Origin of the sequence: Zobellella denitrificans (genome assembly GCF_002237365.1) — a bacterium.
GTDB classification, from domain to species: domain Bacteria; phylum Pseudomonadota; class Gammaproteobacteria; order Enterobacterales; family Aeromonadaceae; genus Oceanimonas; species Oceanimonas denitrificans.
Genome location: NZ_NMUO01000047.1, coordinates 19,555 through 29,218, shown reverse-complemented (window position 1 = coordinate 29,218; position 9,664 = coordinate 19,555). Strand labels below are relative to the sequence as shown.

10 protein-coding genes are annotated in these 9,664 nt (G+C 65.6%); 6 read left to right on the top strand and 4 right to left on the bottom strand.

The features are described from left to right. From CGX12_RS11325 to CGX12_RS11310, 4 genes are all read left to right on the top strand, one after another. Positions 1 to 254: FAD-binding protein (locus CGX12_RS11325; protein ID WP_217898164.1), on the top strand; the 254-nt coding region annotated here is incomplete at its 5' end. A 119-nt stretch (positions 255 to 373) separates the two neighbouring features. Further along, positions 374 to 1,717, top strand: coding sequence for a YjiH family protein (locus CGX12_RS11320; protein WP_094039992.1), 1,344 nt, complete (start codon positions 374 to 376; stop codon positions 1,715 to 1,717). Positions 1,718 to 1,768: 51 nt separating this feature from the next. Next, entirely contained in the window at positions 1,769 to 3,415 is a 1,647-nt protein-coding gene (locus tag CGX12_RS11315; RefSeq protein ID WP_094039991.1) for an electron transfer flavoprotein-ubiquinone oxidoreductase, read from the top strand. A gap of 193 nt (positions 3,416 to 3,608) precedes the next feature. Continuing rightward, positions 3,609 to 4,949 (top strand): Na+/H+ antiporter family protein, encoded by a 1,341-nt coding sequence (locus CGX12_RS11310; protein ID WP_094039990.1) that lies wholly within the window; start codon positions 3,609 to 3,611, stop codon positions 4,947 to 4,949. Positions 4,950 to 4,971: 22 nt separating this feature from the next. On the opposite strand, the gene CGX12_RS11305 is transcribed toward CGX12_RS11310, so the two are convergent. Further along, complete coding sequence (locus CGX12_RS11305; RefSeq protein WP_094039989.1) at positions 4,972 to 5,871, bottom strand: LysR substrate-binding domain-containing protein; 900 nt, start codon at positions 5,869 to 5,871, stop codon at positions 4,972 to 4,974. Between the two features lie 92 nt (positions 5,872 to 5,963). On the opposite strand from CGX12_RS11305, the gene CGX12_RS11300 reads away from it, so the two are divergent. Next, positions 5,964 to 6,776, top strand: coding sequence for a phytanoyl-CoA dioxygenase family protein (locus tag CGX12_RS11300; RefSeq protein ID WP_094039988.1), 813 nt, complete (start codon positions 5,964 to 5,966; stop codon positions 6,774 to 6,776). On the opposite strand, the gene CGX12_RS11295 is transcribed toward CGX12_RS11300, so the two are convergent. Continuing rightward, positions 6,773 to 7,618: an AraC family transcriptional regulator gene (locus CGX12_RS11295; protein ID WP_094039987.1), complete on the bottom strand. Its 846-nt coding sequence runs from the start codon at positions 7,616 to 7,618 to the stop codon at positions 6,773 to 6,775. The genes CGX12_RS11300 and CGX12_RS11295 overlap by 4 nt on opposite strands. A 120-nt stretch (positions 7,619 to 7,738) precedes the next feature. On the opposite strand from CGX12_RS11295, the gene CGX12_RS11290 reads away from it, so the two are divergent. Next, positions 7,739 to 8,371, top strand: a complete 633-nt coding sequence (locus CGX12_RS11290) for an HAD-IA family hydrolase (protein ID WP_094039986.1) — start codon at positions 7,739 to 7,741, stop codon at positions 8,369 to 8,371. Between the two features lie 151 nt (positions 8,372 to 8,522). Here the strand turns inward: CGX12_RS11290 and CGX12_RS11285 are convergent, their stop codons facing one another. Both CGX12_RS11285 and CGX12_RS11280 read right to left on the bottom strand, forming a co-directional pair. Further along, the gene (locus tag CGX12_RS11285) at positions 8,523 to 8,834 is read right to left on the bottom strand and encodes an AzlD family protein (RefSeq protein WP_094039985.1); all 312 of its coding nucleotides are present in this window, start codon (positions 8,832 to 8,834) and stop codon (positions 8,523 to 8,525) included. After that, positions 8,831 to 9,541, bottom strand: a complete 711-nt coding sequence (locus CGX12_RS11280) for an AzlC family ABC transporter permease (RefSeq protein ID WP_094039984.1) — start codon at positions 9,539 to 9,541, stop codon at positions 8,831 to 8,833. Before CGX12_RS11280 ends, CGX12_RS11285 begins: the two co-directional genes overlap by 4 nt. Positions 9,542 to 9,664 lie beyond the last annotated feature (123 nt).

Genomic DNA, 9,664 nt, shown 5'->3' with positions numbered 1-9,664 from the left:
CCCGCGCCGCCGTGGATGCCGGCTTTGTCGCCAACGATCGCCAGGTGGGCCAGACCGGCAAGATAGTGGCGCCAGAACTCTATATCGCCGTGGGCATTTCCGGCGCCATCCAGCACCTGGCCGGCATGAAGGAGTCCCGGGTCATCGTGGCCATCAACAAGGACGAAGACGCGCCCATCTTCCGCATCGCCGACTACGGCCTGGTGGCGGATCTGTTCGAGGCGCTGCCCCGGCTCACGGCGCAACTGCCCTGAGCGCGGGGACGGGAACGGCAGCAACGAAGGAATGAAGGGGCGCCGCTACCGGTGGCGCCCTGTCGAGGGAATGACCCGCCTGGGCGGGTCCAGCACTAGCCTGTCAACGGAGAAGAAGGATGAATAACGTCGAGGTAATGCAAGGAAGACGTGGGGGCGCTGTCAAGGCGCTGCTGGGCAGTTTGATCGGATTGTTGATTTTCTTTATTCCCTTGTCGCTCGGGGGCGACAAGGCCACTATTCCCCTGGTGAGCCTGATCGGGGCCATCAAGGGGGCGCTGGGCGACAGCCTCCAGTACCTGACCCTGGCGCTGACCCTGTTGCTCTGTCTGACCTGGGGGGCTGCCCGGCTGACCGGCAATGCCGCCCTGACACGCTACCATCGCAAGGACAATGCCCTGGTCGGCCTGCTGTTCCTGCTGGGCGCGGTATTTGCGGCCTTGCTGGTGTTCCGGATTGGGCCCGACTGGTTCCTGCACAAGGACGTGGGCGGGCTGGCGCTCTATCTCGGGGGCAGCGTCTTCCTGACGGTGGTGGTGGCCGGCTTCCTGGTGCTGTTCCTCACCGAGTTCGGTTTTCTCGAATTCGTGGGCACCCTGATGGAGCCGCTGATGCGCCCGCTCTACCGCCTGCCCGGCCGCTCGGCGGTGGATGCGGTGGCCTCCTTCGTCGCCGCCCCGGCGGTGGGGATTTTCATTACCAACAAGCTGTACCGCAGCGGCCACTATACCCAGCGGGAAGCGGCCAGCATCGCCACCAACTTCAGTATCTGCAGCCTGGGCTTCTTCGCCCTGCTGGCGTCCATCGGCGGCATCATGGAATACCTGCCGCACATGATCGTCTCGTCCTTCGTCATCAACTTCCTGCTGGCCGCCGTGGTCACCCGGCTGCCGCCGCTGAGCCGCAAGCCGGACCGCTACTTTGACGGGCGCACGGCCCGGCAGGGCAGGGACGGCGGCAAACCGCAGGGTCCCATCCTGTTGCGCGCCTGCCAGGCCGCCGCCGAGCGGGCGGCCACCACCGGTCCCGAGGTGTTTGGCCGTTACCTGTGGGAGGCGGCGACCTTCGCCCAGAAGATAGTGGCCTATATCCTGTCGATCGCCACCATCGCCCTGGTGGTAGGCACCTACACGCCGCTGTTCGAGTACCTGGGGCTGGTGTTCGAGCCCTTGCTCAGGCTGCTGCAACTGCCCGACGCGGACAAGATAGCGCCCACCGTGTTGCTGTCCATCGCCGAAATCGCCCTGCCCGCCATCATCATCGCCGGGGGCGAGGTGGCGCCGATGAGCGTGTTCTTCGTCTGCACCCTGTCCACCATCCAGATCATCTTCTTCACCGAGAGCGCCAACGCCATGCTGGAGTCGGACATCCCGCTGTCGGTGACGGATCTGGTGCTGATCTTTCTCATCCGGACCCTGCTGGCCATCCCCCTGGTGGCGCTGGCGGCACACCTGATCTTCTGAACCTGGAGCAGGGGCGGGCAACTGCCCCTGCCGTTTTGACGGGAAATAGCAATGAACAGAGAAATCATGGAGTTCGACGTGGTCATCGTCGGTGCCGGCCCCGCCGGGCTGGCGGCGGCCTGCCGGCTGATGCAGCAGGCGCGGGAGACCGACCGGGAACTGAGCCTCTGCGTGGTGGAAAAGGGCTCGGAAGTGGGGGCCCATATCCTCTCCGGCGCCGTGATCGATCCCCGGGCCCTGGCCGAACTCTTCCCGGACTGGGCAGAGCGCGGTGCCCCGCTGACGACCCCGGTGGCGGCCGACGAGCTTTACTGGCTGGCGCATGAGGGTACAGCCCGCCGTATTCCTGGTTGGCTGGCGCCCCCCAGCCTGCACAACGAGGGCTGTTACGTGGCCAGCCTGGGCAAGCTGTGCCGCTGGCTGGCCGAGCAGGCCGAAGCCCTGGGGGCGGAGATTTATCCGGGCTTTGCCGCGAGCGAAGTGCTCTACCACGACGACGGCGCGGTCAGGGGCATCGCCACCGGCGACATGGGCGTCGGCCGGGATGGCAAGCCCAGGCCCGGCCATGTGCCGGGCATGGAATTGCAGGCGCGCTACACCCTCTTTGCCGAGGGCTGCCGCGGCCACCTGGGCAAGGAGCTGATCGCCCGCTTCCGGCTGGATGACAAGGCGGATCCCCAGCATTACGGCATCGGCATCAAGGAGTTGTGGGACATCGATCCGGCCAGGCACCGGCCGGGACTGGTGATGCACGGCACCGGCTGGCCGCTGGCGGGCGACACCGGCGGCGGCAGCTTTCTCTACCACGGCGAGCACAACCAGGTGGTGGTGGGGCTGGTGGTCGACCTCAACTATACCAACCCCTGGCTGAGTCCCTTCGACGAGTTTCAGCGCATGAAACAGCATCTGCTGTTCCGCCAGTACCTGGAAGGAGGCAAGCGGGTGGCCTACGGTGCCCGGGCCATCGCCAAGGGCGGTTTCAATTCCCTGCCCAGGATGACGATGCCCGGCGCCCTGCTGCTCGGCTGCGACGCCGGCACCCTGGATCCGGCCCGCATCAAGGGCACCCACACCGCCATGAAGTCCGGCCTGCTGGCGGCGGAGGCGGTGTTCGAGGCGCTGGCCGGCGGCGAGGACGGGCGGGCGCCGACCTCCTTCGACGCCCGTTTCCGCGCGTCCTGGCTGTACGATGAGCTGTACCGCGGCCGCAACTTCGGCCCGGCGCTGCACCGTTTCGGCCCCTGGCTGGGGGGCGCCTTCAACTTCCTGGAGCAGAAGCTGTTCGGCGGCCGCCAGCCCCTGACCCTGCACGATCGCCGGCCGGACCATGAGGGACTGAAGGCGGCGGCGGGCTGCCCGCCCATCAGCTATCCCAAGCCGGATGGCAAGCTCAGCTTCGACAAGCCGTCTTCGGTGTTTTTGTCCAACACCAACCACGAAGAAGATCAGCCCTGTCACCTGCAACTGCAGGATGCGGCCATCCCGTTGGCGCAGAACCTGCCGCGCTGGGCGGAGCCGGCCCAGCGTTACTGCCCGGCGGGGGTGTATGAGGTGGTGGCGCACGCTGCGGGAGCCGGGCTGCAGATCAACGCCCAGAATTGCCTGCACTGCAAAACCTGCGATATCAAGGATCCGTCCCAGAATATCCGCTGGGCAGTACCGGAAGGAGGCGGCGGGCCCAATTATCCCAACATGTAGCCGAAGTTGGAGATATGTTCTTTGTACAGGCGGTACATCATATTGCTACTACATAGCCAAAAAGTTATGAGGTTCATATACAAACTATATTCATTTTAAATGTTTACGGAGTGTTAATTTTACCCTGTGGGTAGCGGGTTCAGAGCCGGTGCGCCGCATTAAAAGGACGTAACAACACAGGGGGGAGGAACCTATGAATGCCATTGTTTTGGCTATTTTGGTGATGGTAGGGCTGTGTCTGGCCCGGGTATCGGTGGTGTTTTCACTGGTGGTCGCCGCCCTGGTGGGCGGGCTTTGGGCGGGGATGTCGGTGGAGCAGGTGATCGGCGCCTTCAACGAGGGGCTGGGCGGTGGCGCCACCGTGGCGCTGGCCTACGCCACCCTCGGCGCCTTTGCGGTGGCGCTGTCGCGTACCGGCATTACCGGCCTGGTGGCCGACAAAACGCTGGCCTGGGTCGGGGCCCGCCGTGAGCCGGGCCAACTGGGGGGCATCAAGTGGTTGCTGTTCGGCGCCCTGGTTATCGTGGGCGCCGCTTCCGGCACCGTGGTGCCGGTGCATATCGCCTTTATTCCCATACTGGTGCCGCCGCTGCTGGGGTTGATGAGCATGCTGCAACTGGACCGGCGCGCCGTGGCCTGTGTGATCACCTTCAGCATCACCATCATGTACATGACCACCCCCGTCGGGTTTGGGACGATTTTTCTCAACGACATTCTCACCGGCAGCGTCAACCAGGCCGGCAGTGAACTGGGTTTGCAGGTGACTCCTGAGATGGCGCCCAGGGCCATGCTGATCCCGGCACTGGGCATGCTGTTGGGTCTGCTGGTGGCGGTGCTGTTCAGCTACCGCCGGCCGCGGGCATATCGGCATCAGCCGGTGGCGGCCGCAGCCCGGGAAAAGACCGAGCTCCGGCTCTCCAAACGGCAGTTGGCGATGATACTGGTGGCGGTGGTGGGGGCCCTGGCGGTGCAGCTTGCTACCGGCTCCATGGTGCTGGGCGGCCTGCTGGGCTTTGCCCTGTTGTCGATGAACGGCCTGTTCAAATGGAAGGAGCAGGACGACGTCTTCACCCAGGGCATGCGGTTGATGGCGCTGATCGGTTTTATCATGATTGCCGCCTCCGGCTTTGCCGGGGTGATGAAGGCCTCGGGCGCCATTCCCGAACTGGTGGCGGGATCGGGGGCGCTGATCGGCAACAGCCCGGCGCTGGCGGCACTGGTGATGCTGCTGGTGGGGTTGTTCATTACCATGGGCATCGGCTCGTCGTTTTCCACCGTTCCCATTATCGCCGCCATCTATGTGCCGCTGGCGCTGAGCTTCGGCTTCTCGCCCCTGGCCACGCTGGCGCTGGTGGGTACGGCGGGCGCTCTCGGCGATGCCGGCTCGCCGGCCTCCGACTCCACCCTGGGGCCCACCGCCGGGCTGAACGCCGATGGCCAGCACGATCATATCCGCGACTCGGTGATCCCCACCTTTATCCACTACAACATTCCGCTGGTGATCTTCGGTTGGGTGGCGTCCCAGGTGCTGTAGCCCCGTTGTCTACCGGGCATGGCTAGCTGGCTTGCCCGGCGACCAGGCCGAGGAACAGCCGGGCCGGCACCGACAGCGGAAAGCGGCGGGAGTGGGCCAGCACCACCCGCTGGGGCTGGACCTCGTCGGCGAGCGGCACGCAGGCGAGGGCCGCGCCATCGTAGCTGCGGTCTCCCGCCGGCCGGGTGCAGGACAGCGCCACCCCGTGACCGTGGGCCACCAGGCCCCGTTGCAGTTCGAAGGACGCCGTGGTGTGGACGATGTCGGGCTTGAGTCCCCGGTGCCAGAACAGGGAGAGGAAATACTCCCGGGTGAGCGGCAGATCCTGCAGTATCAGCCGCTCCGCCGCCAGCTCTGTGAGGCTGAGGGAAGGGCTGGCCGCCCTGGGATGGGTGGTGGGCAGCAGGGCATGGGGGAGCAGTTCATCCAGCACCTCGGCGTCTATCTCCTGCGGCAGGCCCAGATCGTAACTCAGGGCCAGCTCGGCCCGGCCCTGCTCCAGCGCCCGGCTCACGCCGGCCAGATCCTCCTCCTGCATCAATACCCGGATCCCGGGGTAGCGGCGCTCGAAGCGGCTCACCAATCGTGGCAGGTAGTAGGGCGCGATATCCCTGAAACAGCTCAGCACCAACTGGCCCTCCACCTCGCTGTCGTCCTGCCGCTGACGGGCCAGCAGGTTGTGGGACAGGGTGAGGATATGGCGCGCCTCCTTCAACAGCGCTTCGCCGCCGGGCGTAAGGCTGACTCCCTGGCCCCGGTGGCGCTGGAACAGGGGCTGCTCCAGCAACCCCTCGAGCTGGGTGATGGCGATGGACACCGAAGGCTGGGACACATGCAGCACCTCGGCCGCCTTGCTGACGCTGCCCTGCTGGGCCACCGCGACAAAGTAGCTCAGTTGCCGGAAGGTAAAAGGTATAGCCATTGCTCTATGTATCCCATATGTAAACTGTATTTATAAGCTATGTGATGCCGATGCTAAAGTCGAGTCGTCGCTAACCACAGGGAGGAATCATCATGGGTCACACAACCACCACGACCTGGCTGACACAGGATCAACGGGACGCCTATGCGCGAGACGGCGCCATCGTCGTCAAGGGTGTGTTCAAGGACTGGATAGAGCCATTACGGGCAGGTTTTGAACGGGTGCTGCGCGAGCCTGGCGAGCATGGCCGGGAGAACGTGACCGGCAACGATGGCGGACGTTTTTTCGAGGATTACTGCAACTGGCAGCGGATACCTGAATTCCGGCATTGGATAGAGGCGTCCCCCGGAGCGGCGATTGCCGGGGAGGCTACCGGCTCACGGCAAATTCAGGTATTCCATGAGCATATTCTGGTGAAGGAGCCGGGCACCGCCAAGCCCACACCCTGGCACCAGGATTTACCCTACTACTGCGTGGACGGTGACCAGACGGCCAGTTACTGGATACCGCTGGATCCCATTACCCAGGAAAATGCCCTGCGGGTGGTGCTGGGCTCCCACCGCTGGCCCAAGTTGGTGCGACCGAGCAAGTGGTCCACCAATGCGTCCTGGTACCAGGATGACAGCCCTTTTATGGACATGCCGGATATCGACGGCGGGGACTTCGAGATCCTCATTCCCGAGCTGGAGCCGGGCGATGCGCTGTTGTTCAACTTCAAGACGGTACATGGTGCTCCGGGCAACCAGACATCCAACCGGCGCCGGGCCTTTTCTACCCGCTTTATCGGCGACGACGTGCGCTATGTCGACCGGGGCGGACCCACCTCGCCGCCGTTCGACGGCATCGGCCTGCAAACGGGGGAGCGGATGCGGGAGGACTGGTTCCCGGTGGTGTGGCGGCGTTAGCCCAGCCGGCGCCAGCCGAAGCGGCGGCGAAAGGCCAGGGGGCTCAGCCCGGTATGGGCGAGGAAGCTGCGGTTGAAATGGCTGGCGTTGTTGAATCCCGCCTGTTCGCGCACCAGCGCCACCGGCAGGGGGCTGGTGGTGAGCAGGTGGCAGGCGTGGCCCAGGCGCAGGCGGTTGAGGTACTGGCTGAAGCTGGTGTCGCAGTGCTGCTGCAGCAGCCGCTTGAGGGTGGCGGGGCTCAGGTTGCAGTGGCGGGCCACCTGCTCCAGGCGCAGGGGCGCTTGGTAGTGTTGCTGCAAATGGCCGAGCAGCCGATCCAGGCGCCGGTCCGGCGGTTGCTGCAACCGCCCGCCCAGGGGGCGGCAATGCTCGTCCGCGCGCAGCAGTTGCAGCAGCTCCAGCAGGGCGGCCAGGGCCGACAGCGAGCCCGGTTGCGCCATGCGCTCGAACAGTCGCCGGGCCCGGCGGGCGGTGGCGGTGCCGAACACGGCGCCGTTGCCGAGCCCGGCCAGCCAGTCGAGCAGGGGCGACAGCTCCACCAGTCCCGCCTCCACCTGGGCCTGCAGCCAGTGCCTGGGCAGGAACACCACATACACCTCGGGCGCGCCGTCCGAGGCCTTGGCGTCCCAGGTGTGGGGCACGTCCGGTCCCACCAGCGCCAGATCGCAATGCCCGAAGGGGGCCACGTCCTCGCCGATATAGCGCATGCCTTCCGCCCCCAGGGTCAGGGTGATCTCGTATTCCGGGTGGTAGTGCCACTGAAAGGGCACGCCGGCGTCCTTGAGGTGGGTCAGGGCCCAGGATCTGTGATGGGGCAGGCTCAGCAGTTCGCGTTTAAGCATTTTGGGCCACCTTGGATCTTGGTAATGAGCCAATAGTATCTTTTTTCGGGCCAAAGGAATAAACGGTGTGTCTCTGGCGGTTTAACATCAAGGTAACGACAACAGCATGAGGAGAGCACCATGAACACAGTGGCGGCCAAGGGCCTGATCTTCGATTTGGACGGTACCCTGGTGGATTCCCACCGGGCGGTGGAGCTGGCCTGGGCCCGCTGGTGCGACCGGCACGGCATCCCCCTGAGCGATGTGCTGGCCATCTGCCACGGGGTGCGCAGTGAAGAAACCATCCGCCGACTGGCACCGCAGCTGGACGTGGCGGCCGAGTCCGCCTGGCTGGAAGCGGTGGAGAAGAGCCTGAATGACAGCGTGACCGCCATCCCCGGCGCACGGGAGCTGCTGTGCTCGTTGCCGGATGACTACTGGGCCATCTGCACCTCGGGCAGCCTGCCGCTTTCCATGCCCAAGCTGGATCGCAACGAGCTGCCCCTGCCGCGGATCCGGGTGACCGCCGAACAGGTGAGCAGGGGCAAGCCGGATCCCGAGCCCTACCTGCTGGCGGCCCGGCTGCTGGGGCTGGCGGCACCGGACTGCCTGGTGTTCGAGGATGCCCCGGCCGGCATCGCCTCGGCCCTGGCCGCCGGCTGCCGGGTGGTGATAGTGGGCGGCTGCCGCCACGAGCACGAGCGGGTGCTGGGCAATATCCCCGACTACCGGAAGGTCAGCTACCGGGATGGGCGGCTCAGTCTGCCGATATAACCAGACAATGGCGCCGTTTCGGCGCCATTAGCTTATTAATCGCTGATATTTGCCGATATTGATGCCATCCCCGTGTCATTCCCGCGAAGGCGGGAATCCAGGACCAAGGGCGCCGGGCCTGCAGCCGGCACAGGCACAGATGATGGCGCTACTACCCCAGCTGCCTGGCCAGCGCGGCCACCAGGATGCCGGCGGCGATGGCCGGCAGCGGCTTTTTCAGCACCAGCATGGTCAGCCCGGTGGCCAGCAGCGCCAGGCGGGCGCCGGTGTCGCCGTTGAGGGCCAGGGGAGTGAGGATGGCCACCAGCACCGAGCCGGACATGGCGCCGATAAACTGCTGCACCCGGCGGTTGATGGGCACGAAGGACATCACCAACACCCCGCCCCAGCGGGTGGCCAGGGTGACCAGTGCCATCACGCCGATGATAAGCCAGGGCCCGAGGCCTGCTGTGTCCAGGTTCATGCGCTTTCCTTCTCCATCCACAGGGCGCCGAGCACGCCGCCCGACAGGGCGCCCACCACCACGTGGCTGTTGGCGGGCAGATACCAGTAGGCCAGCATGGCCGAGAGCGCGGCCACCGTCCAGATCGCCAGGTTGCGCAGATCCTTGCGCCCACCCACCACCATGGCCAGCAGGAAACAGCCCATCACCATGTCCAGTCCCAGGCTGACCGGGTCCTCGATGGCGTTGCCGAAATGCAGCCCGAGCCAGGTGCCGAGGATCCAGAATGACCAGATGGCGAGCCCGCCGCCGAACAGCACGCCCAGCGCCCGCTCGCCCCGGTGAAAGCCCTGCATGGCCATGGCCCAGTTGGCGTCGGAGGCGAACAGCATCACCCCGTAGCGCCTGGCCGGCGGCAGGTGGCGCAGCCAGGGGTAGAGGGTGGCGCCCATCAGCAGGTGGCGGGCGTTGATGGCGAAGGTGGTGATCACCAGGGGCACCAGCGGCACCTGGGTACCCCAGAGATCGAGGGCGGCGAACTGGGAGGCGCCGGCGAACACCAGGGCGCTCATCAGCACGATATCGGTATCGTTCAGCCCCACCTGGGTGGCGGCCAGGCCGAAGGCCAGCCCGAACACGGCGACGAAAAGGGAAAGCGGCACCAGCTGCCTGAAGCCGTGCCAGGTGTCCTGCCCGTCCAGCCGGGCGAGGGCGGCGTGGTGTTCCATGGAATATCCCGCTTGTGGTTCTGATCAGGGGCGACAGCATAGCACCATGGCGAAGGCGGAGCGAGCTGGCGGAAAGTAGTAAAGACCGGACGGGAAGGCGGTGTTGTTTTGGTTCAATGCCGC

Excerpts from the sequence above, each read along its gene's own strand:
- CGX12_RS11320 (WP_094039992.1), top strand. The coding sequence starts at position 374 with ATGAATAACGTCGAGGTAATGCAAGGAAGACGTGGGGGCGCTGTCAAG.
- CGX12_RS11315 (WP_094039991.1), top strand. The coding sequence starts at position 1,769 with ATGAACAGAGAAATCATGGAGTTCGACGTGGTCATCGTCGGTGCCGGC.
- CGX12_RS11310 (WP_094039990.1), top strand. The coding sequence starts at position 3,609 with ATGAATGCCATTGTTTTGGCTATTTTGGTGATGGTAGGGCTGTGTCTG.
- CGX12_RS11305 (WP_094039989.1), bottom strand. The coding sequence starts at position 5,871 with ATGGCTATACCTTTTACCTTCCGGCAACTGAGCTACTTTGTCGCGGTG.
- CGX12_RS11300 (WP_094039988.1), top strand. The coding sequence starts at position 5,964 with ATGGGTCACACAACCACCACGACCTGGCTGACACAGGATCAACGGGAC.
- CGX12_RS11295 (WP_094039987.1), bottom strand. The coding sequence starts at position 7,618 with ATGCTTAAACGCGAACTGCTGAGCCTGCCCCATCACAGATCCTGGGCC.
- CGX12_RS11290 (WP_094039986.1), top strand. The coding sequence starts at position 7,739 with ATGAACACAGTGGCGGCCAAGGGCCTGATCTTCGATTTGGACGGTACC.
- CGX12_RS11285 (WP_094039985.1), bottom strand. The coding sequence starts at position 8,834 with ATGAACCTGGACACAGCAGGCCTCGGGCCCTGGCTTATCATCGGCGTG.
- CGX12_RS11280 (WP_094039984.1), bottom strand. The coding sequence starts at position 9,541 with ATGGAACACCACGCCGCCCTCGCCCGGCTGGACGGGCAGGACACCTGG.